Below are 24,331 nucleotides of genomic sequence, written 5' to 3'. Positions count from 1 at the left end.
TTGCTCACACAGGAGTTATCGATGACCGTCAGCGCGCACCCGGCCACCCTCGGCCTCCCCGACACCGACGCCCTGCGGGCCCGCGCCACCACCGCGCTGCGTCGCTGCGGTGCCGTCGGCCTCGACGCGTACCCGGAGCGGGCCCCCGGGACCGGCGCCACGGTCGCTGCCCGCACCCCCCTCGCCGGCGCCGTCCTCGCCCACCTGCCCGCCACCACCCCCGACCAGGCCGAGGCCGCCCTCGCCGACGCCCACCGCACCTTCCTCACCTGGCGCACCGTCCCCGCCCCGGTCCGCGGCGCCCTGGTCAAACGGCTCGGCGAACTCCTCGCCACCCACCAGGAGGACCTGGCCGAACTTGTCACCCTCGAAGCCGGCAAGATCCACTCCGAGGCGCTCGGCGAGGTCCGGGAGATGATCGACATCTGCGACTTCGCGGTCGGCCTCTCCCGACAGCTCTACGGCCGGACCATCGCCGGCGAACGCCCCGGCCACCGGCTCTCCGAGAGCTGGCACCCGCTCGGCGTCGCCGGCGTGATCTCCGCCTTCAACTTCCCCGTCGCCGTCTGGTCCTGGAACACCGCCCTCGCCCTGGTCTGCGGCGACCCGGTGGTTTGGAAACCGTCCGAACTCACCCCGCTCACCGCGCTCGCCTGCACCGCCCTGCTCGCCCGCGCCGCCGCCGACACCGGCGCCCCACCCGGCATCCACCACCTGCTGCTCGGCGGACCGGAACACGGCGAACGGCTCGCCGACGACCCCCGGGTGGCCCTCGTCAGCGCGACCGGCTCGGTGCGGATGGGGCGCCGGGTGGCGCCGCGGGTCGCCGCCCGGTTCGGCCGCTGCCTACTGGAACTCGGCGGCAACAACGCCGCCGTCGCCACCCCCTCCGCCGACCTCGACCTCACCGTCCGCGGCACGGTCTTCGCCGCCGCCGGCACCGCCGGCCAGCGCTGCACCACACTGCGCCGGCTGATCGTCCACGAGGACCTCGCCGACCGCCTCGTCGAGCGCATCGCCCACGCCTACGAGCAACTCCCGCTCGGCAACCCCTACCACCCGGCCACCCTCGTCGGCCCCCTGATCAGCACCGCCGCACACACCACCATGACCGAGGCGCTGGCCGCCGCGCGGCGGGACGGCGGCACCGTGCTCACCGGCGGCGACCGCCGCTTCGCCACCGAGGCCCCGGACGCCGCCTACGTCCGGCCCGCCCTCGTCCGGATGCCCGACCAGACCGACATCGTCCGCACCGAGACCTTCGCCCCGATCCTCTACGTCCTGACCTACCGCACCCTCGACCAGGCCATCGCCCTGCAGAACGGCGTCCCGCAGGGCCTGTCCTCCAGCATCTTCACCCGCGACCAGCGGGAAGCCGAACGGTTCCTGGCCGCCGACGGCTCCGACTGCGGCATCGCCAACGTGAACATCGGCACCTCAGGGGCGGAGATCGGCGGCGCGTTCGGCGGTGAGAAGGACACCGGTGGCGGCCGGGAGTCCGGCTCCGACGCCTGGCGCTCCTACATGCGCCGGGCCACCAACACCGTCAACTACTCCGCCGACCTCCCACTCGCCCAAGGTGTCAACTTCCTCTGAAATCAGTTGTGTTGACGTCAGTTCAGGGCCCGCCCCAAGTCCGCCACCAGTGTCGGTGACGGCCGGGGGATGACCCCGAAGTCCTCGTCGTCCCCCTCCACCACCAGTCGGTTGATCACGTTCTCCAACGCGGTCGGCAGCGTCGGCGCCAGCCCGCTGTGCCACTGGACGAGCAGGTTGTGCCGGGCCTCGTCCGGCAGCAACTGCTTCTCGTCGAACGCCGCCACCGCCCGGGGCACCTCGTCGGGCGGGTGCGCGGCCTGCTCGCGCCAGTAGGCGGCATCGCGGAACTCGCCGTCCCGACGGTGCGCCAGGTACAGGCAGTACGCCGCGGTCCGGCTGCCGGCCCCGGCGCCGAAGTGCCACCAGAAGTGCGCCGCAGCGGACCGCCCGGTGATGTGCAGCAGGCACCCGAAGACCAGCGCCCCCTCCGGGTCGATGTGGTGATCGTTCACCAGCCGCTCCAGGCTCGCCGCGGCCGCCGCCGCATTGACCACCAGCGCGCACGCCAACTGGAGTTCCCCGGTGGCCTCGTCCCGCGCGGTGGGATACCCGCTGGGGGCGGCCCGCCCGGGCCGGACCGGCGGCGGCACCACCGCGGGCGGCAGCTCCGCCGTCCGTCCCGCCGCAGCGGCCGGCGCCAGACAGCCCAGCCCGTCGAGGGCCCCCGCGTCGTCCAGCGCGCCGAAGTCCGCCAGCCCGTCGATCCCGGCCACCGCCGCGGCGGCGCTGAGCAGCGTCTCGACGGTCTCCCGCCGCTCGCCCGGAGCCGGATACGCCCTCGTCATCTTCCGATCCCCCATGTTCGACTCCCGCTGATCCCGCTGAGCTGTCCGGCCACCCGGCCGGCTATCCCTGATCGATGCCGAGCGCGGCGGCCAGCTTCCGCTTGCCCCGGCTCGCGTACGAACGCACGGTGACCTCGTCCACCCCGAGCAGCGCGGCGATCTCCCCGTCGCGGTACCCGATGACATGCCGGAGCACGATCACGTCGCACTGCCGCTCCGGCAGCCGCGAGATCGCCGCATAGAGCCCCAACTGGCTCTCCAACATGGCGAACTGCTGCTGACACTCACGCAGCAGGGCATGGGCGACGACGGCGAAGGCGGCGGTCTCGGTGAGCGCGGTCGGCTGCCGACGGTCATAGAGCCACTCCATGACCCGTTCCTTGAGCACCGCCCAGGCGTACGCCTCCACCGACGCCTGCCGCAGCGCGTGCGGCCACACCCGACCGAGCCGCTCGTACGCCGCCAGGGTCACCTCGCGGGCGGCGGCCTCGCTGCCGGTGTGCAGATAGGCGTAGGCCAGCCACTTCCGGGCGTGGGTCGTCAAGAACGCCTGGAAGGTGAGCGTCAACTGGCCGCCCGCTTCCTGCGGGACGGCTATCTCCGGCAGGGCAACACGGTCCGGCCTCCTGGCCGGCAGAAGTCGGTCCCGGTGTGTGCTCACGCGCCGTCCTCGTTCCGATCGCCGTGCACCGCCGCGACGCCACCGAGGACCGGGGGCCGCGCCGGGAGGGCGGTTGCCCTCCCCCTCCAATCAACAGGAAACCTCGCTGATTTGTGGCACCGGACGACAAATAATCCTGCGCTCCGTATGCACATGACTACTCGTGACCGAGAACGATCAGAACCCGCGCACCGACGTCCACGACACGACCACCGGCACCCCGGCGCACGACGACCGGCACCCCGGCGCACGGAGCCGCCCCGGCGCGCATGAACGCGCGCACACCGGGCAGTGCTCTCCGCGACGGCGCGCCCACCGGGGAGCGACCGGCCGGCAAGGTATCCGGCGACGGGGAGGCAGCACGCGATGAAGGACCACGAGCCCGTGGTGGACCTGCAACTGGACCGGGCACACTCGGCCCGTATCTACGACTACATCCTGGGCGGCAAGACCAACTTCCTGGCCGACCGGATGGCCGCCGGCCGCGTCCTGGGCGTCTTCCCCGCCGCCCTGGTGGCCGCCCGCATCAACCGCGAGTTCATGCACCGGGCCACCCGGCACCTCGCCGCCGCCGGCCTCCGCCAGTTCCTGGACATCGGCACCGGCATCCCTACCCCGCCCAACCTCCACGAGATCGCCCAGCGCGCCGCCCCCGACGCCCGCATCGTCTACACCGACAACGACCCCATCGTCCTCGCCCACGCCGCCGCCCTGCTGCGCGGCACCCCCGAAGGCCGCACCGCCTACGTACCGGCCGACGTCACCGACCCCGGCAGCATCCTGACCGCCCCGCAACTCCGCGCCACCCTCGACCTGACCCGGCCGGTCGCGCTGAGCCTCAACGCCCTGATGCATTTCGTCACCGACGCCGGCCACGACCGCGCGCACACCGTCGTGGAAACCCTCAAGGCCGCCCTCCCCAGCGGCAGCACGCTGGCCATGACCCACGCCACCTCGGACTACAGCCCCGACATGATGGACCGGATCATCGGGATCTACCGCGACGCGGGCACCGAGCTGCAGTTCCGCACCCGCGCCGAGTTCCTCCGCTTCTTCGACGGCTGGGACCTGCTCGACCCCGGCGTCACCCTCTCCCACCAGTGGCGCCCCGACCGTCCCGAGGACGCCACCCACGTCACCGACGCCGAGGCCGCCTGCTACGCCGCGGTCGCCCGCAAGCCCTGACCCCACACCCCGGGGACCGGGCCCTCACTCCTTGCGGTACCCGTGCGCCTCTTCGGCCGACGCCACCACCGCGGCCAGATCCGCCCCGGCCGACGCGCTGACCACGGCGGCCACCGCGCCCTCGACGAACGGCGCGTCCACCAGCCGGGCGTCCGCCGGGAGTTCGTCGCCCTCCGCGATCATCGCCTTCACCGTCAGCACCGCGCTGCCGAGGTCCACCAGTACTGCCACCCCCGCGCCGTGGTCCACCTTCCGTGCCGCCGCCGCGATCAGCTCGGAACTCGTCCCCAGCCCGCCGTCCGGCGTCCCGCCGGCCGCGGCCACCGGCACCTTCGCGCCCTGGCCGGCCAGCCCCACCGTCAGCTCCGCGACCGCCTCCGCGACCGCCTTGCTGTGCGACACCAGCACCACGCCCACCAGGGCGTCCGCGCCGCTCATCGCGCCACCTCCGCGAGGGCGGCGAACAGCAGCGCCGAGGACGTCGCGCCCGGGTCCTGGTGCCCGATGCTGCGTTCCCCCAGATAGCTCGCCCGGCCCTTCTTCGCGAGCATCGGCACGGTCGCCCGCGCCCCCTCCTCGGCCGCCGCGGCCGCCGCGTCCAGCGAGGTCTCCAATGCCGCCACGCCCGGCTCCAGCGCATCGATCATGGTCTTGTCCCCGGGCGCGGCACCTCCGAGCTCGCGCACCGACGCCACGCCGGCCCGCAGCCCCGCCTGGAGCTCCGCCACCGTCACCTCGGGCGCCTCGCCGAGGCTCTTCCCGGCCCGCCGCAGCAGCGTCCCGTACAGCGGCCCCGACGCACCGCCCACCGTCGAGATCAGCGCTCGCCCCGCGGCGACCAGCACCGCCCCCGGCGCACCGGGCGGTTCGGCCTCCGCGGTCTTCACCACGGTCGCGAACCCGCGCTGCATATTGGCCCCGTGATCGGCATCGCCGATGGCCGAGTCCAGCTCGGTGAGCCGCTCGGCCTCCCGGTCGATCAGACCGGCCGCCGCGACCATCCACCGCACGAAGAACCCACCGTCAAGCGTTGTGTCCACCACACCATCACCCCTCTGCACGAGCGACACCCACCTACCGTCCACCGCTCTACCGCCTACCGCCCCCACCGCAGTCCGGCCGTCACCACCGGCGCGTCCCACAGTCGCAGCAGTTCCCCGTCGACCTGACACAACGTCACCGAGGCCCCGGCCATGTCCAGCGACGTCACATAGTTCCCCACCAACGTACGGGCCACCGCCACCCCGCGCTCGTCGAGCACCCGGCGTACCTCCGCGCTGAAGCCGTACAACTCCAGCAGCGGAGTCGCCCCCATCCCGTTCACCAGCACCAGCACCGGCAACTGCGGCTGCAGATCCGCCAGGACCGCATCCACCGCGACGTCCGCGATCTCGTGCGAGGTCATCATCGCCCGCCGTTCCCGCCCCGGCTCGCCGTGAATTCCGACTCCCAACTCCAGCTCACCGGGCGGAAGTTCGAACGTCGGGCCGCCCTTGGCGGGCGTCGAGCACGGACTCAGCGCCACCCCGAAACTCCGTGACGAGGCCACCACCCGGCGGGCCACCGCCTCCACCCGCTCCAGCGGCATCCCCTCCTCCGCCGCGGCCCCCGCGATCTTCTCCACGAACAGCGTCGCCCCGGTCCCGCGCCGCCCCGCGGTGAAGGTCGAGTCGCGCACCGCGACATCGTCATCGACCAGCACGCTGGCGACCTGCACCCCCTCGTCCTCCGCCAGCTCCTCCGCCATCTGGAAATTCAGCACGTCACCGGTGTAGTTCTTCACCACGAACAGCACCCCGCGCCCGGAGTCCACCGCCGCCGCGGCCCGCACCATCTGATCCGGCACCGGCGAGGTGAACACCTCGCCCGGACAGGCCGCATCCAGCATCCCCGGCCCCACGAACCCCCCGTGCAACGGCTCGTGCCCGCTCCCGCCGCCGGAGACCAGCGCCACCTTCCCGGCCACCGGCGCGTCCCGCCGCACGACCACCCGGTTCGCCACGTCCACCACCAGCTCCGGGTGCGCCGTGGCCATCCCCCGCAGGGCATCCGCCACCACGGTCTCCGCGACGTTGATCAACATCCTCATGGGTACCTTCCAGGGATCCAAACAAGCACGGCCGCGACCTGGGTCTTCGCAGGTCAGATGTGATTTCGCTGGTTCTCGATCTTGGCGCCTCAGGGTGCCGAACGGCGGCTTCCGGCGGACTGACGCTGACTCCATGCCGACTTTCCTGACGGTTACTCAGCCAATCGGGTGACCTTCCCATGTGACCGCTCCGGTGGATCAAGTATCGGGCCGCGAGGGGCCGGCTGCACCGCTGTCCGCGAGGTTTCTCCATCGCAAAGGGCGCCCGCCGTCCGACGCCCGCCCCTCCCGCTGAACTCCGGCGCTGTCGAAGGCAACCTCACGAGAATCAAGCTCCTCCAGCGCCAGCACTACGGCCGGGCCGGCTTCGCGACGCCCGGGTACGTCGGGTTGCCTGATCGCTGGATCTCGCGTCAGTGGCGTGTGTAGGGGACCACGAGCACCGCCGAGGCAAAGGCTCGCCGCTTGATCTCCTGCAGGGTCCTGGCGGGCGGCGTGCTGCCGTCGAAGGAGGCGGGCATCGGTTCGTGGAGCGCGTACAGCGTCAACTGGTACCTGTGGGTGCTGCCGTGGGGTGGGCACGGTCCGTCGTAGCTGGCCTCCCCGAAGTCGTTGAGTGCCTCACGGGCACCTGGGAGAAGGTGGTGGGCACCGATTCCGGGGGCACTTGGACGGATTCCGAGCTGGAGCCAGTGAATCTTGTGGATATCGAGGTCGACCATGGTCAGGGCGAGTTCCCGGGTTCCGGTCGGCACATTGGTGAAGTTCAGGGCCGGCGAGTAATCCCTTGGATCATCGCAGGTCATGAGCGGGGTGAACGCTCCGGTGCGGTCGAATCCCGGTCCCCGGGTGAGGGTGAGGGGGCCGGCGGGCGCAGTGGTGGTGCGCGTGGTGGCCGTGGAGGACGAATGTGCGCCGGGGGCGGGCTCTGATGTGCCGGAGCAGGAAGCGCACGCCAGCAGTGCCGCCGTGGCCGCGACGGTTGCCAGGGTCGGGTGTCCTCGCATGCCGCCCACTGTAGGGAGGCGGGTGCGCAAGATGCGTCATCCACGCTGGTCCGCCCCCCCGGCGGCGTACGTGCGGCAGTCCCCGATTCATGGCGGGGACCGGTCTTCGATTCCTTGCCAGGGGGGCTGTTGCCCGGCGTCGCGGATGGCACGGGCGGCGTTGATGAGTCCGATGTGGCTGAAGGCTTGGGGGTAGTTGCCGAGGGCTTCTCCCGTGGCGGGGTCCGTCTCCTCGGCGAGCAGGCCGACGTCGTTGGCGTGTGCGAGAGCGGACCGGAACACCTGCCGTGCACGGACGACATGACCGGTCAGGGCGAGAGCGTGGGCGAACCAGAAGGTGCAGAGCAGGAAGGTCCCTTCCGCTTCCTCGATCTCGTCGCCGAGGTAGCGGCGGACCAGGCCGTTGCGGTCGGTGAGCTGGGTGGCGACGGCGAGCACGGTGGACTGGACGCGAGGGTCCTGCGGAGGCAGGAAGCCGACGATGGGCAGCATCAGCGCCGAGGCGTCCAGTTCGTCACTGCCGAACGCCTGGGTGAAGGCGCCCGAACGGGGGCTCCAGCCGTGCTCTTCGATGGCTTGGCGGACGGTGTCTCGCTCGTGGCGCCAGTGGGGTACGCGTTCGTGGGCCTGGAGGGCGGGGGCCATGGTGATGGCGCGGTCCAGGGCGACCCAGCACATCAGTTTCGAGTGCAGGAAGTGTTTGCTCGGTCCGCGCCCCTCCCAGATGCCCTGGTCGGGCTCGGTCCAGCGACGGGCGGCTGCGTCGGCCGCCTGGACCAGGAAGGCGCGGGTGGTCGGGTCCAGGCGCTCCCCGGGTGGGAAGCACTCGTGGGCGGCGTCGAGGAGTTCGCCGTAGACGTCGAGTTGGCGTTGGCGCCAGGCGTCGTTGCCGATCCGAACGGGGCCGCTGTTGCGCCAGCCGGTCAGGTGGGGCAGGAGCCGCTCGCTCAGATCACGTTCCCCGCCGATGCCGTACATGATCTGCAGGTCGGCGCCGCGGTCGAGTTGGGTTGCGGCGGCCCGGGCGAGGAAGCCGAAGAACAGGTTCTTCTCCTTCTCGCAGGCGGCCGTGGCGAGCGCTTGCAGGGTGAAGCTCGCGTCGCGGACCCAGGTGTAGCGGTAGTCCCAGTTGCGCGTCCCGCCCGTTTTCTCGGGCAGGGAGGTGGTGGCCGCGGCAACGATGGCCCCGGTGGGAGCGAAGGTCAGGGCCCGCAGCACGCGTCCGCTGTGTGCCACCTCGTCCTGCCAGGGGCCGACGTAGCCGCGGTGGAGCTTCGACCAGGAGCGCCAGCCTTTGACGGTGTCGGACATGCGGTGCCGGATCCGACCTGCCCGCCAGCCCACCGACTCCCCTTCCCACGCCGGCACGGCGTGCAGGGCGAACCCGAGGCGCTGCCCCGCCGAGAGCGGGATGCGGCCGTGCGCGGTGGAGCCGCTGACTCGCAGGTCGACGGGGCTCGACAGCAGGACGACATGGGCGCCCCCGTACGCCGCGAGCCCGCCGCGCACGGCTGACAGGAGCGGGTGGACGAGTCCGAACTCCGGGCGCGGCGCGTAGGCGATCTCGATGTCCACCCGCCCTTCGGTGCAGGTGATCTGCCGCAGCAGCGTTCCGGGGGAAGCGGTGCCGAGCGCGTGCCCACGTTCGCGCCGTCCCAGGGCGAGGGCATCCCGCAGGACCGCCGTGCCCCCGGCCGTGCGGAAGACCGTCTCCAGAACGAGGGTGTGCTCGATGTAACGGCGGCTGATGTCGACCGGACCGGTGAGAGGGCGGATGGACCAGTGGCCGGCGTCCTCGTCGAGGAGCCGGGCGAAGATCGCCGGGCTGTCGAACCGGGGCAGGCACAGCCAGTCCACCGAGCCGTCGGAGGTCACCAGCGCGGCCGAGCGGCAGTCGGACAGCAGGGCGTGGTCACCGATCGGCCGCGTACTCATGCGTTGCAGCCCGTCCACCTCGGGCCGGACGCGGCCCGGCCGGGACGACGTGAGCCGTCGCCGGCGCCGCAGGTCTCTCCAGGTGCCTGACCGGTGTCATGGATCCCAGCCTCCCTGAACAGCGGATTCACCTCCAGCCAATCAGCGCGATCGGCGGATCGCACGTGCCGGTTGCCGGCAGCTGCCCGACCGGGTGGCGCGGCCTGGTGTCGTGCCCCGCGCTCCGCGTCCGGTCGGCGTACGTGGTGTCTCCCCGCTGCCACGTGGCGGGGCGGCCCCGCGTCATCAGCGAGGCTCCGAGGCCGAGTCCTGACGGCTGAGGGCGAGGAAGCGTCGGTGGCCGTGTTTCCACTGGTCGGTGACGCTGAGGGCAAGGCCCTCGGCGATCCTGTGGAGCGCTGGTGCGCCCAGACGTGCCCAGGGAAACGGCGGGCCCTCGTGGCCGTGGATGTCTTCGAACCGGGCGGTGCAGCGCTCCTCGACATCGTCGGGGTCGACCTCGACGAGGAGCAGCCCCGTCGGGGCGGTCAGCTGGACACAGCGGCCCAGCAGGGCGCGCGGGTCGCCGCCGATGCCGATGTTGCCGTCGATGAGCAGGACGGTCTGCCAGCCTCCCTCGGCCGGTAGCCGGTCGAACACCGATCGGCACAGTGCGATCCCGCCGAGCGCGATGGTGTGGGCCACCGCGCGGGGAGCCACATCGACGCCGAGCGCGAAGACTCCGCGGCCCAGGAGCGCACTGCACAGCCGGCCCGGCCCGCTACCGACGTCGAGAACGGGGCCCACACAGCGTGCCAGTACGGATTCGTCGGCCAGGGCGGGCTGCGCGTACCAGCAGTGCACCGGCATCCGGATCCGGCGCCCGTCCGCCAGTCGCAGGTACACCGGTCCGTGGCCGTTCCGCAGGGCGAGTGCATAGAAGTCTTCCCCGGCGCGGGGCGAGCCGTCCTCGTCGGTCGTCATGACGCAGCGTCGTGACCTGGTGCAGGTCGTTCCTCGTCGGCGCGGGCGGCCCGCCGGACGCGGCGGAGCCTGAGGGCGAAGGCCACGGCGGACGCGGCGAACAGCACGGCGGTGATGGCCAGCCACCGGCCGAGGTAGACGTCCATGGACAACCGGGTGGCACCCGGGTAGGGGGCCGACAAGGCGAAGATGAGGGGGAACCAGACGAGCAGGAGCAGACCGGAGAGAAAGGCGGGCACGCGCAGGTAGTTGATCCACGGTGGGTGTGGCATGCGGGTGGCGCGATGCCGCAGGACAGCGTGTGCCGACAGGTCGGCGAGCGAGTACAGGGGCAGCAGGATCAGGTCGTGCAGGATCGCGGCGCCGACGAACCAGATCGCGACCTCTAGGGGGCGGACGGCGAACAGGCGCACCAGGGCGTAGCCGGTGATGGCGAACGAGGCGATCAGGGCGAGGAGGTGGAGGGGGCTGGAGCCGTACCAGCGGACGAAGCGCGCCATGGTCAGGTCCTGAAGGTGAGCCGGTGGACCCACTTGGTGTTGTTCACGCCGGGGTTGGCCGGGACGATGACGCGGGCCGGGTAGCCGTGGTCGAGGGAGAGGGGCGCGCCGTTGACACGCAGGGCGAGCAGCGCTCGCGGGTCGTGGATCTGGTTGCCCCTCAGTACCACCGAGCTGTAGGGGCCGGGTGGTTGGACGGACTCCACCAGGACGCTTCCGGCGTTGGGGAGGCCCGCCAGGGCGGCGAGGTCGGCCAGCCGAAGGCCGCTCCAGTGCTGGTCGGATGTGGACCATCCCTCCACGCAGGCGATCGGCAGTGCGGCGGCATGCTGGGGCATCGCGAGGAGCTGTGCGCGGGTGAAGACGAGCGTCGGACCGGGGCCGTGGATCTCCAGCCGCCAGCCGGGGCCGATGTGCGCGGGGGTGATACCGACGGAAGCGGCCGTCTTGTTGATCTGGAAGCCGTTCGGGCCGCTGCCCGGAGTGCGGTTGTGCGGAGCGAGGAGGGCGGTGCCGCGCAGCCAGCCGCCGATGCTTTGTCCCGCTGTGGCCACCAGGAGGAGCAGCGATCCGCCCCCCACCAGGGCGAGCGCGCCGCGCCGGGTCATCGTCGGCGGCGCGGGAGCGATCGGGACCAGGCCGTCGGGGTCGGGGGGCTCAGGCCGTGTGTGGGCGAGGTCGGTGCGCAGTTCCGCGGCCAGACTGCGGGAGCGCAGGGCGTGGATCATCCGGCCGAGTCTGAGGCACACGTGGACGACGAACGCGGCGATGAACACCCAGGCGCCGTAGAAGTGCAGGGTGTAGAAGGAGCCGGGAAAGATGTAGAAAAGCTGGATGTTGAGGATGCCGGTGACGAATTCGAAGATCACCCCGCCGACCAGCATGAGCAGGGACAACCGCTCCAGTCCGTGGGCGATGGAGCGGACCGGCAGCCACTCGAACAGCTTCGGGATCACTGACCACAACTTGGCCAGCAGCACAGGCACCAGGACCACGCCGAGCGTCACGTGCACGCCCTGGGTCAGCCGGTACAGCCAGTAAGGATGGGTGGGCCAGGCGAAGAGGTAGAAGCCCAGCAGGCCCTTGTCCGGGGTCTGGTCGTTGATGCGGTCGAGTCCCGGGTTGTAGGAGGCGTAGGAGAGCATCCCGGTGACGAAGATCAGCGGGATGCCGATCAGCAGCACCAGGCCGAACACGGACGTCAGCCAGGGCCCGCGGAGGGGACTGCGCCAGAAGCCGGGACGGAACGGCCCTGGGGGCGGAGGAGTCTGCTCGACCCGCCGCACGAGGGCCCGAGTACGAGCGGCCCCTTTGGTTACCCGCGCCGCCGCGGCAGCACGAACGCGCTCAAGGCGCCCTTGCGCTTGGCCCTCGTCCGACTTCGGGCGTTGCGGCCCGCCGGAGCCTGGGGCCGGCGGCCGTTCGCCACTGTCCATCGGCTGCCTCCTCTGTCCCGGGCCGACTCTCCAAGGGGTGGACCGAACCCCACCGCGGTGTCAGTGCCTGTCAGGTCGTCGGCTACAAGCTGGCACAGATCGGGCCGGCTTTCCGTGTCTGTCGTGCATGCGGGTGGCCGTCGCCAGCCGAACGGTCGAACTGGCGCTCCGCACGGTTCGACGGGGCGCACGGTGGCCTCCGCAGTGCGGCTGCGACATATGGCCCGGTGCCCGCGGCAGCGAGCCACACCCATGGGCCATCCATTGCCACGAGGGCCACGACAGGCAGCGCATGCGGAACTCGATGTCGTCGCGGCCGTCACCGTCGCATCGATCGGCCTCTGGTCAGGGCCCGAGCTGCTGGGCTATTGACCGAGGTCATAGTCGAACCAGATCCGGTGTGTGCCGTCCGGGTCGACGGCAATGCCTCCGACCCCGGTGATCCCGACCAGCTCGCCCGTCCCGCTGCCCGGAACACCGACGGGCACCGCGGTCTCGATCGCCGGGCTCGGCACCGGAGTTGGGGTGAAGTCGGTGACTTTGAATGTTCCTGAAGCTCGCATCCCCGGATCGCATTTCGCACCACTGACAGTCATGTCGGTACGTGGGTCCCCGGTGGTCGTGACCCACGCCGTCAAACAGCTCGCCGCCGAGGCTTCCCCGTCACCGACGAGCTGTTCGCCCGCCTGGTTCCGTGCCAGTTCGGCCACCTCATGCTTGGCAGGTACGCCTTCACCCGGCCGCCGGCACCGGGCCTGCGGCAGTTGCGCGACCCGCCCGGCGACGACGGACCGCTTCGCGCTCATGACCCGGCACGTCAGGGGATCCGGGCCTCGATGTGGGCGAGATGGGCGGCGAGGATCTCTTCGAACGCGGCGCGGCGGTCTGCTCCGAGGGGGCGGACGTCGCGGGCGAAGTGGGACAGGGCGGGGAAGCGTTCGGGGTCGGCGCCGAGCACCGCGACGCGGAACAGCTCCATGCCCTGTTCGTACTCCTTGGGGGAGATGGTGCTGACACCGGCCTCGGAAGCGATCAGTGCGGCGAGGAGGATCACGATGCGGTGGTATCGCGTCGGGACTTCCTCGTCGGGCAGGCCGGATGCGCGCAGGGCTTGCAGCAGCTCCTCCATGACCAACCGGGATCCGGTGCCGCTGGACGCGTAGCGTCCCCAGACCGCGGCTAGTTGGGGTTGCTCGCCGAAGGACTCGCGCAGGCGCAGGGCCAGGCCGGTGATGCGCTGCTTCCAGTCGCCCTCGGGGCGGTAGCCGTCCATGGCGGCCAGGAGGATCCGGTCGGCGACCGCGCGCAGCAGTTCGGTCTTGTTGCGGAAGTGCCGGTAGAGGCTGGAGGAGTCGGTCCCGAGCGCCGCGGCGAGTTTGCGCACGCTGAACGACTCGGCGTCGCTCGTGCGCAGCAGTTCCGCCGCCGTGTCCAGGATCTCCTCGGTCGACCATCGCCTTCGGCCAGTCATCTCGCCCCTCTCGTCCGGACTCAGCCTAACCTATGCACTTGCTGATGCACGCACCGCGTGCATAATCAGGGCAATGCACTGTCCGACCGCAACGGCATACCCGGCATCCGGCCGGGAGGGAGAAGGGGACATGAGCGAGGCCACTGCCACAACGCGGCCGCTGGAACCGGACTTTGAGGCGATCACGGACGAGGAACTGCTCGCCTACCGCGACGCGGAAAACCGCTTCCGGGCCTCCAGCGCAGCGCGGACGATCCTGGGAGAGCCGGACCCCGGCGCCGCGACCGAATGGCAGGAGATCGCGCTGCCCGGCCGCGACCTCCCGGTCCGGGTGTACCGGCCGGCGCCGAACGGAGGCGACGAAGCCTCCGCCCGAACCGACCTGCCGCTCGTGGTCCATGTCCACGGAGGCGGCTTCGTGGGCACAGCGGCGCAGTGCGACTGGACCAACAGCCACCTCGCCGCCCGACTGCCCGCCCTCGTCGTCTCGGTCGAGCACCGCCTCCTCGCCCCGGACAGCCCGCTCGCGCAGGCCGCCGACGACGGCTGGGACGTGCTCGACCACGTGGTGCGGCACGCCGCGCAGTGGGGCATCGACCCGGCGCGCACGGCCGTCTTCGGCGAGAGCTGCGGCGCGCTGATCAGCGCCCTGACGGCCATCCGGGCCCGGGAGGCCGGCCTGGAGCTCAAGGCGCAGGTGCTGGTCAACCCCGTAGTCGACGTGACCGGGACGATGTACGACCACGCCTCGATCGCCGAGCACGCATACAGCCCGACCCGGGCTCTGCCGCAACTGCGGCTCTGCCAGCGGCTCGCCGTCCCACCGGGAACCGACGCCGGCGCGGTCTCGCCGCTGTACGCGGACGACCTGAGCGGGCTCGCCCCCGCGCTCGTGGTGGTGCCCACCCAGGACGCGGTCGCCGACCACGGCCGCCGCTACGCCGAGCGGCTACGCGAGGCGGGGACGCCGGTGCGGCTTTCCGAATACCCGGGCGCGAAGCACGCGTTCCTCACCTTGCCCGGCGTGGAACCACAGGCCGAGGCCGCCCAGGCGGAGATTCTCCAGTTCCTCCGCGCGGCCCTGGCAAAGTGACGGAGGAACAATGCACCCCACCCTTGGACCCGACGGCCCGACGGTCTCCAGGGGGCCCGGACCTCATCGATCCGTCACCTCGTCCTCCAAGCCCCGGCCCCCGTCATACCCGAGGCCCTCGGTCACCACGACAAGACCGCGACCCGTCCGGACACCGAGGCCGGAGGCACCTGGGCGCTATTCGGTGGAGCACCGACGCTGGGGATTCGTGGGCGGTTCGGGCAGCCAGTCGCGTGCCGGGTCGTACTCCAGCCATCGGCTTTGCCCTGCTTCCGCGGCGCAGGCGGCGGTGAGGCCGTCCAGGCCAGGGGGCCTGTTGCCGGTGCGCCACAGCAGCGACCAGGCGTACAGGGGTGTGGGGTTGACCAGCGGGACGGAGCGCAGCCCGGGGACCTCCGGCAACGGCACGTCGGCGGGTAGCAGCGAGAAGCGTTGTGGGTCTCGCGCCACCTCGGCGAGGAAGTGTGCGAGGCCCAGGTTGACGCTCGCGGCCCGGTCCCGGATGTCGAATCGGTCGGCGAACTGGTGGAGGAAGTCAAGCCGGTCCCAGGCCCCGGGCGCCCACAGCACGCTGCCGCGCAACTGGTCGGGCCGTAGCGCCGGTTCGGCTGCGAGCGGATGGTCCGCGCTCAGTACGGCGTCCACCGGTTCGAGGCGGACGAGGCGGTGTGCAAGATCGGCGTGCAGCGGGGGGTGGACCCGACCGAAGGCCGCGTCGATGTCGCCGTGCAGCAGTGCCGCCGTCACCGACGGCAGATCGCGCCCGTGCCCCAGCGCCAGATCCCCGGCCCGTCCCGCGACCTGGGCCAGCGTCCGCATCGGTGCGTAGAGGTGTCCCCAGACGTCGACGCGTAGCGGGCGGTCCCTCCCGAGCGCCGCGGCGATTGCGGCATCGGCGGCGGCAAGGGTCTGCCGGGCCGGCGGGAGAAATCGCCGTCCGGCCTCGGTGAGGCTCACCCCGGTGCCGCGCCGGAACAGCTTGACGCCGAGCAGGGATTCCAGCCGCGCGATCCTCTTGGACAGCGCCTGCTGGGAGATGGCGAGTGTCCCGGCCGCCCGCCCGAAGTGCAGTTCCTCGGCGACGCGCACGAAGGCACGTACCTGCGCCACGTCGAAGTCCATGGCTCCCACCATAGGCGACAACCGAAAGTTGTCGATCTTGCTTGGTCGTTGTTGGACCGCCGGGTGGCCGCGGAGGTTGCATCCTGGGCATGCAAAGACTGATTCCCACGGGGGAAGCGGCGCGCCCGGTCGCCTTCGCCGAGGCCCCTCAGCCCGTCCCGGAGCCCAGTGAGGCGCTCATCAAGGTCGAGGCGTTCGCGCCGAACCGGGGCGAGACGTTCCTCCTCGAACACCCACGCCCAGGGCTGCTGCCCGGCAAGGACATCGCAGGGCTCGTCGTCCAGGCCGCGGCCGACGGCTCGGGCCCCGGCATCGGCACCCGGGTGGTCGGGCATCCGGCGCAGGGCGGCTGGGCCGAGTACGCCGCCGTGCCCACGCATTCTCTCGCGGTGCTCCCGGACGGCATCGACAGCGCACGGGCGGCGGCCCTGCCCCTGGCCGGGATCACCGCACTGCGGCTGCTGCGTACGGCCGGTTCCCTGGCCGGCCGACGGGTGCTGCTGACCGGCGCCTCGGGCGGGGTCGGCCACTACGTCACCGAGCTGGCCGTGGGGGCCGGAGCCGAGCTGACCGCGGTCACGGCCACACCGGTGCGCGGCGAGCGGCTCGCAGAGCTGGGCGCCAAGTTGGTGCACGAACTCCCGGCGGCCCAGGGGCCGTTCGACGTCGTGTTGGAGTCCACCGGCGGGCCGGATCTGCAACTCGCCCTCTCCAAGGTGCGCCCGGGCGGCATCCTCGTCTGGTTCGGCCAGGCGAGCCGCACCCCGGCAACCCTCGACTTCTTCCACCTGCTGGGCGGGCCCGAGCGCGTCACGATCCAACACTTCCACTACGCCGGCGCCCCGTACGGCCCCGATCTGGAGGCCCTGGTGAGCCTCGTGGAACGGAGGCGACTGCATCCGGAGATCGGCCGCATCGCCGACTGGACCCAGACCGCCGACACACTGGTCGACCTGCGAGAGCGCCGGATCCGCGGCAAGGCCGTCCTGCTGACGGGAGGAGCACGATGAGCGTCCCCGACTTCGCCGACGCCCAGTGGACACGCGCCATCGGCGCGGGCGTCGACCCCCACGAATACCGGCGCGTCACCGCCGGCCTCACCTCCGTCGCCGACTGGGGACCGTCCTTCCTGCGCACCGGACACGCCTACCTGGAGCGCGCGGAGAACGCCGGATCGCCCCTCTCGGCCGGTGAGTACCTGCTGACGGCGGCCCGGTGGTTCCACCTCGCTACGCTCGCGCCGTACCCAGCGGCACGCCTGGCCGCCGTCGAGGCGGACCGTGCCTTGAGCAGGGCGCTCACTGCACTGGAGCCCGGTGCACGGCGCGTGAGCGGCGAGGGGTTCACCGGTTGGCTGCGCGGCCCCTCCGACGCGCCCGGCACCGTGGTCGTCGTCCCCGGCCTGGACTCGGCCAAGGAGGAGTTCCTCGATCTGGTGTCCGCACTGCTGGCCAGGGGACTGGCGGTGTTCGCCATGGACGGCCCCGGGCAGGGCGTGCTCGCGGCCACGACGACCCTCAGGCCGGACTACGAGCAGGTCGTGGGCCGGGTCATCGACACCCTCGGCGTCGCACGCATCGGACTCGTCGGCCTCAGCCTGGGCGGCTACTTCGCGGCCCGGACCGCGGCCATGGAGCCACGCGTGGTGGCGGCCGCCACCGTCAGCGGCCCGTTCCGCCTCGACTGGGAGGAACTGCCCCCGCCGGTGAGGGACATCATGGCCCAACGCGCCGGAGGAGCCGACGCCGCCCGCGAGTTCGCCCACCACGTGGACCTTGCCACCCTGGCACCCCGCATCGCGGCCCCCCTCCTGGTCGTGGACGGTGACCTGGACGTCATTCCCGGCGTGACGAACGGCGAGCCCCTGGCCCGCCTGGCACCGCACGGCACCTACCTGTCCGTCCCGCACGGCGACCACCTCCTCGGCAACGCACGACCCGACTGGCTGCCCCACCTCAGCGACCACCTCACGCGCACGGTGACGGAAGCGCCGGAATGACCGGTTCACCTGTCCCGCGGCGGCCGGAGCATTGAGGTGCTTGCCGGTTTTGCGGCGGATCGCGTCGAGCGTCGTGCACCGCACGGCCTTCGCGCGACCGTTCTTCAGCACGGCGATGTCGGGGGGCGTGCTGCCGGCGGCGGCGAACTCACCGCCCGACAGGGCCCCGTCGGGCGAGTTGGGTAGAGCTCAAGGACGGACCCGGGGCCTCGGCCCGCCCGCCGGTCCGACGTCTCATGGAGGGAGCACAAGGTTGACTCTCCCCCTCGTTAACGAGGGGGATTCTCACGGCTTGCGCCGTGATGCTTTCTGTTTCGTCGCCGACTGCCCGCCCGGAGTTCTCCGTTGAGGTCTTACACCAGCTCCACAGACAGACACCGAAAGTCCTTCGGCCAGAATGTTGCGTGCCGCGTTCACGTCCCGGTCGTGGGTCGTGCCGCAGTCGCACGTCCAGGTGCGGACGTTGAGCGGCATCTTCGATGCGAGGGTGCCGCAGACGGAGCACAGCCTGGAGGAGGGGAAGAAACGGTCGACCGCGATCACCTCGCGGCCGTACCAGGCGGCCTTGTACTCCAGCAGGCTCCGGAACTCCGACCACGCCGCATCGCTGATGGCGCGGGCCAGAGTGTGGTTCTTGACCATGTTGCGCACGGTCAGATCCTCGATCACGATCGTTTGGTTTTCACGAACGAGTCGAGTGGTGAGCTTGTGGAGCCGGTCACGACGGGAGTCCGCGATCCGGGCGTGGATCTTCGCGACCCTTTGCCGGGCCTTGGCCCGGTTGTTCGACCCCTTGTCCTTCTTCGCGAGAGCGCGTTGGGCCTTCGCGAGCCGGGCACGGTGCTTACGCTCATGCTTCGGGTTGGTGATCTTCTCGCCGGTCGAGAGGGTCAGCAGACGGTCCAGACCGGTATCGATCCCGACGGTCGTGTCGGTGGCGGGGAGCGGCTTCACGCTGGGGTCGTCACAAAGCATCGAGACGAACCAGCGGCCCGCCGCATCGCGGGACACGGTCACCGTCGAGGGCTTCGCGTCCCGCGGGAGAGGGCGGGACCACACAATCGCCAGCGGCTCGGCCATCTTCGCGAGCGTGAGCTTCCCGTCCCGGAACCGGAACGCGGAGGATGTGTACTCGGCCGAGGCGCGGGCCTTCTTCTTCGACTTGAAACGCGGGTAGCGGGCGCGCTTGGCGAAGAAGTTGGTGTACGCGGCTTGCAGGTGCCGAAGGCACTGCTGGAGCGGCACGGAGGAGACCTCGTTGAGGAACGCCAGCTCTTCGGTCTTCTTCCACACGGTCAGCATCGCCGACGTGGTGTTGTAGTTGACCCGCTCCTGACGCAGCGTCCACGCCTCGGTACGCGCCTGGAGCGCCATGTTGTAGACCTTGCGCACGCATCCGAACGTGCGCGACAGCTCCGCTGCCTGCGCATCCGTCGGAGAGAAGCGGTACTTGAACGCCCGCTTCACGTGAGTGGACATAGCTCACACACTAACGCGACAACTAGTGGCCTGCTGCGGGCTGTTGGTGGTGAACGACGAATCGCCCGACGGCGATTCGTCTCTCCTTGCCCTGCTCCGCAGGGGCTCCGCTTCCTCCCCCACGTAAACGTGGGGGTATCCACGAAGGAGACAGGATGACGACGGCCATCAAGCACTGCCACGTCGTGGTCAACGGAGTGCGGCTGCACATCGCCGAACAGGGGGAGGGGCCACTGGTCGTGCTGCTGCACGGCTTTCCCGAGTGCTGGTACTCCTGGCGGCACCAGTTCGCACCGCTCGCCGCCGCCGGGTACCGGGTCGTCGCCCCCGACCAGCGCGGCTTCGCCCGCAGCGAGCGTCCCAAGGACCCGTCCTCGTACACCATCCACCACCTCACCGGCGACGTCGTCGCACTGATCCATGCGCTGGGGGAGTCCCGGGCCTTCCTGGTCGGTCACGACTGGGGCGCACCGGTCGCCTGGACGACCGCGCAGCTCCGTCCCGACCTGGTGCGCGGCGTCGCCGGCCTCAGCGTGCCGCCGTTCCCACGCGGCCCACAGTCCATGGTGGCTGGCTTCCGGGAACGGCTCGGTGAGCGCTACTACTTCGTCTACTTCCAGGAACCGGGCCGCGTCGACGCCGAGTTGGCGCAGGACATCCGTTCCACCTTCCGGCGGACCCTGGCCGGGCTTCCCACGGAAGACGGCAGCAGGCTCTGGTCGGCCCCACCCGGCGGGCGACTCCTCGACGCGCTCGCGGAGCCCGAGCACCTGCCGGACTGGCTGACCGAGGCCGACATCGACGCCTTCGTCGCGGAGTACGCACCGCACGGCGCCGAGGCGTTCACCGGCGGCCTCAACTGGTACCGCGCCACGGATCTCAACTGGGAACTGACCGCCGCACTGGACGGGCTGCCGCTCACCGTGCCCGCACTGTTCCTCGCCGGCGAACAGGACCTCGTCACCGCCCTCCCCGGGGCGCGGGACTTCATCGCCGCCCTGCCACAGGTGTTGCCCCGACTGCACCGCAGCGAACTGTTCCCGGACTGCGGCCACTGGACGCAGCAGGAACGCCCCGATGACGTCAACGCGGCACTGTTGGACTTCTTCGGCAGCGTCGGGGCCTGAAGTCCGGCGGGCCGGGGTCCGGTGGTCGTCGGGGCGCGCGGGTGCCGGTGTCGGGCCCGCCCCGGCGGTCGCCCGAAAAGGTGTTGCCGGGCCCCGCCTCCCGGTTCGAGGCTGGGGTCATGCAGGGATTCGTCAGAACCGACAATCAAGCCCTCGTGACGTGCTTGGGCGATCCGCAGCGCGCCGCAGCGGCCTACCGTGGGCTGCTGCGGCGCGGGGCGAACGCGGTGGTCGCCGTCCGCGCCGGCCTGCACCACGAGGATCCGGCCGTCCGTGAGGGCTGCTGCCGCCTCCTCGACCACCTGGTCGACCCCGAGTCCATGGACCAGCTCATCGGCATGACCGGCGACCCCGACCCGCATGTCCGGGCGATGGCAGCCGAGTTGGTGGGCAAGTTCGTCCATACCAATGCGGGTGCCGTCGCCGCCCTGCGGGCGTCCCACGCCCAGGACCCGAGCCCGGCCGTCCGGAAGAAGGCGGGCTGATTCACGCCGGGCGGGGCCATCTACGAACGGACCGTCCCCCGCGCGCCCAGGTGAGGCGGAGAGCCGGACGTACCGCCGAGCCGCGGCGACGCCCCGTGGAGGCGGCCGGTGCCGTCTCCGGGGCGGCCGCGCGTCACCCGCCGGCGGTCTCCTGCCCCGCCGTAAGCTCGGCGACGTCCCGGCATTCACCTGACCTACCGTCAACTCTCGTGTGAGGAACCGGGGTTCGACGGCATGCGTCAGTACCACCAGGGGAAGCAGCACAGGGGGGTGCCGCTGTGACAGAGCCGTTCGAGATGGGCGTGTTCGCACTGAGTGGTGAGGTGCGTCGACTCGGTCCGTACCGGCTGCTCGGTCAGCTGGCCACCGGCGGGATGGGAGTGATCTACCTCGGGCGGGATCCCCGCTCCGGCCGGATCGCCGCCGTCAAGACCCTGCTGGCCCCGGGGGGCGTCAGCGCGGAGGCCCGCAAGCGTTTCGACCGCGAGGTCCGGCTCGCCCGCCGCGTCACGAGCACCAACACCGCCCGCGTGCTGGACTCCGACGTCGAGGCCGATCGGCCGTGGATGGCGATGGAATACGTGCCGGCGCCCTCGTTGGAGGCGCTGGTCGTACAGCAACGGCCACTGGGTGACGAGCGCGCGGTGCGCTGGATCGGCGCCGGGGTGGTGCGGGCGCTGGCCGAACTGCACGGCAAGGGCATCGTGCACCGGGACGTCAAGCCGCTGAACATCCTGCTGCCCGCCGACGGTCCGAAGGTCATCGACTTCGGCATCTCCCACGCCAGCGATCTCACCAGCACCCGGCTCACCCTGGGGACCATCGCCTTCGCCGCGCCGGAACAGGCCGAGGGGCAGCCCAGCACCCCGGCCTCGGACGTCTACGCGCTGGGCATCACGCTGTACTACGTGGCGTGCGGGAAACTGCCCTACCCCGAGACCCACGAGCCGCTCCAGCAGCTCAACTACGTGCGACGGGCCGCCACCAGCCTGGACGGGTTGCCCACGGGCCTCACCGGGGTGATCGGCGACTGTCTCGCGGTGCGGCCCGCCGACCGGCCGACCGCCGAGCAGCTGACCCGGCGCTTCGCCAAGGGCGCCACCCGGATCCTGCCGCCCGGCTGGACGTCGTTGATCGGCCAGTACGCCGAAGAGGGCCGCCGGCTCCAGCGCGCCGCCGACCAGGCGGAGGCCGAGACGGTCACCCGCGGCTGGACCTCGGACCTGCCGGGCCGGACCAAGCTCCTCACCCAGGAGCGGCCGGACCGGGCACGGGCACCGGAGCCGGCGCCGCGCCCGGAGCCGAAGAAGAGCGATCCGCCGCCGAAGCCGGCAGGAGGCGGGAAGAAGGAGGGCACGGTCGACTGGGGCGCGATATGCGGGGCGGTGCTCCTCGTTCTGGGCATCATCTGGCTGGTCCAGCACAACGTGGACCGGTCGACGGACACTTCGGCCGGAACGCCGACGAGCAGTGCAACGACGCCCAGCAGCGGCGGCCGGGACCTTAGCGCCGGCACGTCCAGCGGAGGCGGCAGGGGCGGAGCGGGCATCGACGCCAGCCCCACGCCATACAGCCCCAGCCCCACTCCGTACAGTCCCAGTCCCACGCCGCCCAGTGCCGAGGACCTCGCCTTCGGCCGCGTTTCCACTGGCGAATGCCTGGACAACTACCGTGGCACGGGCCTGGATTGGACCCCGTCCACCCCGACGGTGACCAGCTGCTCCGGCAGCGACGCCTATTACCGCGTGGCGTCGATCGGGCAGTCCGGGGGGTGCACCTCGGACGATATGACGTGGTTCCACAGCAACCGCGACGGCACCGACACCAACCTCTGCTTGAATCGCAACTACGCCGACGGCCAGTGCATGTTCGCCGAGGCCAAGGGCCAGACGCTCTCCGTCTACATGAACGCCGTCACCCCGTGCGGCGCCGGCATCCCGAACAAGTACCAATACACCGTGCAGGTCACGAAGGTGTACCCCAATGGTGCGCCGAACGACGCCTGCGGGAGCGACCGCCTCTGGAAGGCCGACAGCGGCACCGTCTACTGCGGCAAGGCCATCTGGAAGCGCCACGGTCTGCCCAGCATGTAGCGGAGCGGCATGCGGGCCTGCGCTCGCGGCCCGCTCGCCTATCCGCCTACCGCCTACCGCCTACGCGTACGTGGCCGCGCCGCAGCCGCTGCGTCACCCGGTGGCCACCTCCACCAGCACCTTGCCGACGAGGCTGTGCTCCACCGCGGCCTGCGCGTCGCCGGCCTTCTCCAGGGGGAAGCGGTGCAGCGGTAGTCCGGCGTCCTCCCCCACGTGCAGTGCGCCGTCCGCGACGGCTGCCGTGACGGCGGCGACGGCGTCGGCCTTCGCCGCTTCGGGGAGCGTGTAGACCAGTACCCCCTGCCACCGCAGGTTGGCGAACAAGAAGGGGCGTACGGGGATGCCGAGGGTGTCGCCACCGGTGTCGGCGTAGCAGGCGATGGTGGCGTGGGGCGCCGCGACGTGGTGGTTGAGGGCGGCGTTCACCGCGGGGGCCACCTCGACGATGAGGTCGACGCCGTCCGGGGCCAGCTCGCGGATCGTCGAAGCCGCGTCGTCCGTGCGGTAGTTGACCACGTGGTGGGCCCCGGCCGCCCTGGCCAAGGTGGCCTTGTGCGGGCTGCTGACGGTCGTCACGACCGTGGCGTCGGCCCATCGGCTCAGTTGTATCGCCGCGTTGCCCACGGCGCCGGCGCCGCCCGCGACGAGCACGGTCCGACCCGCGAGTGCGCCGGGAGCGAGGCGCTGCGGGCCGTCTTCGGCGACGGTCAGGCAGCGGTGGGCGGTGAGCGCGGGGATGCCCAGGCTCGCGCCGAGCTCGAACGAGGCGTGGTCGGGCAGGGCGACGGCCTGGGCCTGCGGAAGGACCACGTATTCCTGGGCGGTGCCGTTCGCGCGCTGCCAGGCGGCCTCCCAGATCCAGACCCGTTCGCCGATCCGGTCGGTGGGCACCCCCGCGCCGACCGCATCGATCGTTCCGGCGCCGTCCTGGTGGGGCACCTGGCCCTGACCGTCCGCGGGGAGTCCGGAGACCGAGACCGTACGGGCCTTCCAGTCGGTCGGGTTGACCCCGGAGAGGTGGATCCTGACCCGGACCTCGCCGGGACCGGGTGTGGGAACCGGCCGCTCTTCCAGGCCGAGGACGTCGGGGCCGCCGTGCTGTCGGTAAACAATCGCCTTCATGTGACGGTACAAGTCGCCGGTCGGCGGATTTCTTCCCAGCGCGGGCCAACGCCGCCTCCACATGGCCGTGCTGAGCACCCTTTCCGTGCGTGCGTCCGGCCACTGTTGCCCGCCGACGTCCCTCAGGTGCAGGGTGACGGGACTGCATCGATCATGGATCAGAAGGATGTTGGGGGAGAG

Annotated in this window: 23 protein-coding genes and 1 pseudogene; 8 read left to right on the top strand and 16 right to left on the bottom strand. The window is 71.4% G+C overall.

Annotation, left to right across the window (positions count from 1 at the left end):
• Positions 1-21: 21 nt before the first annotated feature.
• The gene (gene amaB / locus ACO0M4_RS35765; RefSeq protein ID WP_430375239.1) at positions 22-1,596 is read left to right on the top strand and encodes an L-piperidine-6-carboxylate dehydrogenase; all 1,575 of its coding nucleotides are present in this window, start codon (positions 22-24) and stop codon (positions 1,594-1,596) included.
• Between the two features lie 17 nt (positions 1,597-1,613).
• Here the strand turns inward: amaB and ACO0M4_RS35760 are convergent, their stop codons facing one another.
• Positions 1,614-2,399 carry a hypothetical protein gene (locus ACO0M4_RS35760; protein ID WP_430375238.1) on the bottom strand — a complete coding sequence of 262 codons (786 nt, stop codon included), beginning with the start codon at positions 2,397-2,399 and terminating at the stop codon, positions 1,614-1,616.
• 46 nt (positions 2,400-2,445) lie between these two features.
• Positions 2,446-3,045, bottom strand: a complete 600-nt coding sequence (locus ACO0M4_RS35755) for an RNA polymerase sigma factor (protein WP_430375237.1) — start codon at positions 3,043-3,045, stop codon at positions 2,446-2,448.
• Positions 3,046-3,411: 366 nt separating this feature from the next.
• Here ACO0M4_RS35755 and ACO0M4_RS35750 point away from each other — a divergent pair, with 366 nt between their 5' ends.
• The gene (locus ACO0M4_RS35750) at positions 3,412-4,230 is read left to right on the top strand and encodes an SAM-dependent methyltransferase (RefSeq protein ID WP_430375236.1); all 819 of its coding nucleotides are present in this window, start codon (positions 3,412-3,414) and stop codon (positions 4,228-4,230) included.
• A 24-nt stretch (positions 4,231-4,254) separates the two neighbouring features.
• Here the strand turns inward: ACO0M4_RS35750 and dhaM are convergent, their stop codons facing one another.
• From dhaM to ACO0M4_RS35700, 10 genes are all read right to left on the bottom strand, one after another.
• Positions 4,255-4,668, bottom strand: a complete 414-nt coding sequence (dhaM, locus tag ACO0M4_RS35745) for a dihydroxyacetone kinase phosphoryl donor subunit DhaM (RefSeq protein WP_390017626.1) — start codon at positions 4,666-4,668, stop codon at positions 4,255-4,257.
• A complete protein-coding gene (gene dhaL, locus ACO0M4_RS35740; protein ID WP_430375235.1) occupies positions 4,665-5,273 on the bottom strand; it encodes a dihydroxyacetone kinase subunit DhaL in 609 nt (202 codons plus the stop codon). Before dhaL ends, dhaM begins: the two co-directional genes overlap by 4 nt.
• A gap of 53 nt (positions 5,274-5,326) precedes the next feature.
• Positions 5,327-6,319: a dihydroxyacetone kinase subunit DhaK gene (gene dhaK / locus ACO0M4_RS35735; protein ID WP_430375234.1), complete on the bottom strand. Its 993-nt coding sequence runs from the start codon at positions 6,317-6,319 to the stop codon at positions 5,327-5,329.
• Positions 6,320-6,732: 413 nt separating this feature from the next.
• Entirely contained in the window at positions 6,733-7,326 is a 594-nt protein-coding gene (locus ACO0M4_RS35730) for a YbhB/YbcL family Raf kinase inhibitor-like protein (RefSeq protein ID WP_430375233.1), read from the bottom strand.
• Positions 7,327-7,413: 87 nt separating this feature from the next.
• A complete protein-coding gene (locus ACO0M4_RS35725) occupies positions 7,414-9,261 on the bottom strand; it encodes a glycoside hydrolase family 15 protein (RefSeq protein ID WP_430375232.1) in 1,848 nt (615 codons plus the stop codon).
• A gap of 285 nt (positions 9,262-9,546) precedes the next feature.
• Positions 9,547-10,224 (bottom strand): class I SAM-dependent methyltransferase, encoded by a 678-nt coding sequence (locus ACO0M4_RS35720; RefSeq protein ID WP_430375231.1) that lies wholly within the window; start codon positions 10,222-10,224, stop codon positions 9,547-9,549.
• On the bottom strand, positions 10,221-10,724 hold the full coding sequence (locus ACO0M4_RS35715) for a hypothetical protein (protein ID WP_430375230.1): 504 nt from the start codon (positions 10,722-10,724) through the stop codon (positions 10,221-10,223). The genes ACO0M4_RS35720 and ACO0M4_RS35715 overlap by 4 nt, the downstream gene beginning before the upstream one ends.
• A 2-nt stretch (positions 10,725-10,726) precedes the next feature.
• Entirely contained in the window at positions 10,727-12,160 is a 1,434-nt protein-coding gene (locus tag ACO0M4_RS35710; protein WP_430375229.1) for a molybdopterin-dependent oxidoreductase, read from the bottom strand.
• Positions 12,161-12,525: 365 nt separating this feature from the next.
• Positions 12,526-12,966: a DUF3224 domain-containing protein gene (locus tag ACO0M4_RS35705; protein ID WP_430375228.1), complete on the bottom strand. Its 441-nt coding sequence runs from the start codon at positions 12,964-12,966 to the stop codon at positions 12,526-12,528.
• An 11-nt stretch (positions 12,967-12,977) separates the two neighbouring features.
• Positions 12,978-13,631, bottom strand: a complete 654-nt coding sequence (locus ACO0M4_RS35700) for a TetR/AcrR family transcriptional regulator (RefSeq protein ID WP_430375227.1) — start codon at positions 13,629-13,631, stop codon at positions 12,978-12,980.
• 130 nt (positions 13,632-13,761) lie between these two features.
• On the opposite strand from ACO0M4_RS35700, the gene ACO0M4_RS35695 reads away from it, so the two are divergent.
• On the top strand, positions 13,762-14,724 hold the full coding sequence (locus ACO0M4_RS35695) for an alpha/beta hydrolase (RefSeq protein ID WP_430375226.1): 963 nt from the start codon (positions 13,762-13,764) through the stop codon (positions 14,722-14,724).
• 177 nt (positions 14,725-14,901) lie between these two features.
• Here the strand turns inward: ACO0M4_RS35695 and ACO0M4_RS35690 are convergent, their stop codons facing one another.
• The gene (locus tag ACO0M4_RS35690) at positions 14,902-15,846 is read right to left on the bottom strand and encodes a LysR family transcriptional regulator (RefSeq protein ID WP_430375225.1); all 945 of its coding nucleotides are present in this window, start codon (positions 15,844-15,846) and stop codon (positions 14,902-14,904) included.
• Positions 15,847-15,935: 89 nt separating this feature from the next.
• On the opposite strand from ACO0M4_RS35690, the gene ACO0M4_RS35685 reads away from it, so the two are divergent.
• On the top strand, positions 15,936-16,856 hold the full coding sequence (locus tag ACO0M4_RS35685; protein ID WP_430375223.1) for a zinc-binding dehydrogenase: 921 nt from the start codon (positions 15,936-15,938) through the stop codon (positions 16,854-16,856).
• Positions 16,853-17,845, top strand: a complete 993-nt coding sequence (locus tag ACO0M4_RS35680) for an alpha/beta hydrolase family protein (protein WP_430375222.1) — start codon at positions 16,853-16,855, stop codon at positions 17,843-17,845. The genes ACO0M4_RS35685 and ACO0M4_RS35680 overlap by 4 nt, the downstream gene beginning before the upstream one ends.
• A gap of 51 nt (positions 17,846-17,896) precedes the next feature.
• On the opposite strand, the pseudogene ACO0M4_RS35675 reads toward ACO0M4_RS35680, so the two are convergent.
• Positions 17,897-18,007 (bottom strand): annotated as a pseudogene (locus ACO0M4_RS35675) (helix-turn-helix domain-containing protein); the annotation flags it as partial.
• Between the two features lie 123 nt (positions 18,008-18,130).
• The gene (locus ACO0M4_RS35670) at positions 18,131-19,324 is read right to left on the bottom strand and encodes an RNA-guided endonuclease InsQ/TnpB family protein (RefSeq protein ID WP_430375221.1); all 1,194 of its coding nucleotides are present in this window, start codon (positions 19,322-19,324) and stop codon (positions 18,131-18,133) included.
• Positions 19,325-19,479: 155 nt separating this feature from the next.
• Here ACO0M4_RS35670 and ACO0M4_RS35665 point away from each other — a divergent pair, with 155 nt between their 5' ends.
• The 3 genes from ACO0M4_RS35665 (at position 19,480) to ACO0M4_RS35655 (ending at position 23,029) form a co-directional block, all read left to right on the top strand.
• Positions 19,480-20,451 carry an alpha/beta fold hydrolase gene (locus ACO0M4_RS35665; RefSeq protein ID WP_430375219.1) on the top strand — a complete coding sequence of 324 codons (972 nt, stop codon included), beginning with the start codon at positions 19,480-19,482 and terminating at the stop codon, positions 20,449-20,451.
• Between the two features lie 155 nt (positions 20,452-20,606).
• Positions 20,607-20,936, top strand: a complete 330-nt coding sequence (locus ACO0M4_RS35660; RefSeq protein ID WP_430375218.1) for a HEAT repeat domain-containing protein — start codon at positions 20,607-20,609, stop codon at positions 20,934-20,936.
• Between the two features lie 278 nt (positions 20,937-21,214).
• Positions 21,215-23,029 (top strand): serine/threonine-protein kinase, encoded by a 1,815-nt coding sequence (locus tag ACO0M4_RS35655; RefSeq protein ID WP_430375217.1) that lies wholly within the window; start codon positions 21,215-21,217, stop codon positions 23,027-23,029.
• A gap of 93 nt (positions 23,030-23,122) precedes the next feature.
• On the opposite strand, the gene ACO0M4_RS35650 is transcribed toward ACO0M4_RS35655, so the two are convergent.
• Positions 23,123-24,151, bottom strand: a complete 1,029-nt coding sequence (locus ACO0M4_RS35650; protein WP_430375216.1) for an NADPH:quinone reductase — start codon at positions 24,149-24,151, stop codon at positions 23,123-23,125.
• Positions 24,152-24,331: the final 180 nt, after the last annotated feature.

This window comes from Streptomyces sp. RGM 3693 (assembly GCF_050471125.1).
Taxonomy (GTDB): Bacteria; Actinomycetota; Actinomycetes; order Streptomycetales; family Streptomycetaceae; genus Streptomyces.
This window is presented reverse-complemented; position numbering and strand designations above follow the sequence as displayed.

Excerpts from the sequence above, each read along its gene's own strand:
- ACO0M4_RS35700 (WP_430375227.1), bottom strand. The coding sequence starts at position 13,631 with ATGACTGGCCGAAGGCGATGGTCGACCGAGGAGATCCTGGACACGGCG.
- ACO0M4_RS35695 (WP_430375226.1), top strand. The coding sequence starts at position 13,762 with ATGAGCGAGGCCACTGCCACAACGCGGCCGCTGGAACCGGACTTTGAG.
- ACO0M4_RS35720 (WP_430375231.1), bottom strand. The coding sequence starts at position 10,224 with ATGACGACCGACGAGGACGGCTCGCCCCGCGCCGGGGAAGACTTCTAT.
- ACO0M4_RS35715 (WP_430375230.1), bottom strand. The coding sequence starts at position 10,724 with ATGGCGCGCTTCGTCCGCTGGTACGGCTCCAGCCCCCTCCACCTCCTC.
- ACO0M4_RS35650 (WP_430375216.1), bottom strand. The coding sequence starts at position 24,151 with ATGAAGGCGATTGTTTACCGACAGCACGGCGGCCCCGACGTCCTCGGC.
- ACO0M4_RS35665 (WP_430375219.1), top strand. The coding sequence starts at position 19,480 with ATGACGACGGCCATCAAGCACTGCCACGTCGTGGTCAACGGAGTGCGG.
- dhaM (WP_390017626.1), bottom strand. The coding sequence starts at position 4,668 with ATGAGCGGCGCGGACGCCCTGGTGGGCGTGGTGCTGGTGTCGCACAGC.
- dhaK (WP_430375234.1), bottom strand. The coding sequence starts at position 6,319 with ATGAGGATGTTGATCAACGTCGCGGAGACCGTGGTGGCGGATGCCCTG.
- ACO0M4_RS35725 (WP_430375232.1), bottom strand. The coding sequence starts at position 9,261 with ATGAGTACGCGGCCGATCGGTGACCACGCCCTGCTGTCCGACTGCCGC.
- ACO0M4_RS35730 (WP_430375233.1), bottom strand. The coding sequence starts at position 7,326 with ATGCGAGGACACCCGACCCTGGCAACCGTCGCGGCCACGGCGGCACTG.
- ACO0M4_RS35680 (WP_430375222.1), top strand. The coding sequence starts at position 16,853 with ATGAGCGTCCCCGACTTCGCCGACGCCCAGTGGACACGCGCCATCGGC.
- ACO0M4_RS35670 (WP_430375221.1), bottom strand. The coding sequence starts at position 19,324 with ATGTCCACTCACGTGAAGCGGGCGTTCAAGTACCGCTTCTCTCCGACG.
- ACO0M4_RS35685 (WP_430375223.1), top strand. The coding sequence starts at position 15,936 with ATGCAAAGACTGATTCCCACGGGGGAAGCGGCGCGCCCGGTCGCCTTC.
- ACO0M4_RS35705 (WP_430375228.1), bottom strand. The coding sequence starts at position 12,966 with ATGAGCGCGAAGCGGTCCGTCGTCGCCGGGCGGGTCGCGCAACTGCCG.
- ACO0M4_RS35750 (WP_430375236.1), top strand. The coding sequence starts at position 3,412 with ATGAAGGACCACGAGCCCGTGGTGGACCTGCAACTGGACCGGGCACAC.
- ACO0M4_RS35710 (WP_430375229.1), bottom strand. The coding sequence starts at position 12,160 with ATGGACAGTGGCGAACGGCCGCCGGCCCCAGGCTCCGGCGGGCCGCAA.
- ACO0M4_RS35690 (WP_430375225.1), bottom strand. The coding sequence starts at position 15,846 with ATGGACTTCGACGTGGCGCAGGTACGTGCCTTCGTGCGCGTCGCCGAG.
- ACO0M4_RS35760 (WP_430375238.1), bottom strand. The coding sequence starts at position 2,399 with ATGGGGGATCGGAAGATGACGAGGGCGTATCCGGCTCCGGGCGAGCGG.
- amaB (WP_430375239.1), top strand. The coding sequence starts at position 22 with ATGACCGTCAGCGCGCACCCGGCCACCCTCGGCCTCCCCGACACCGAC.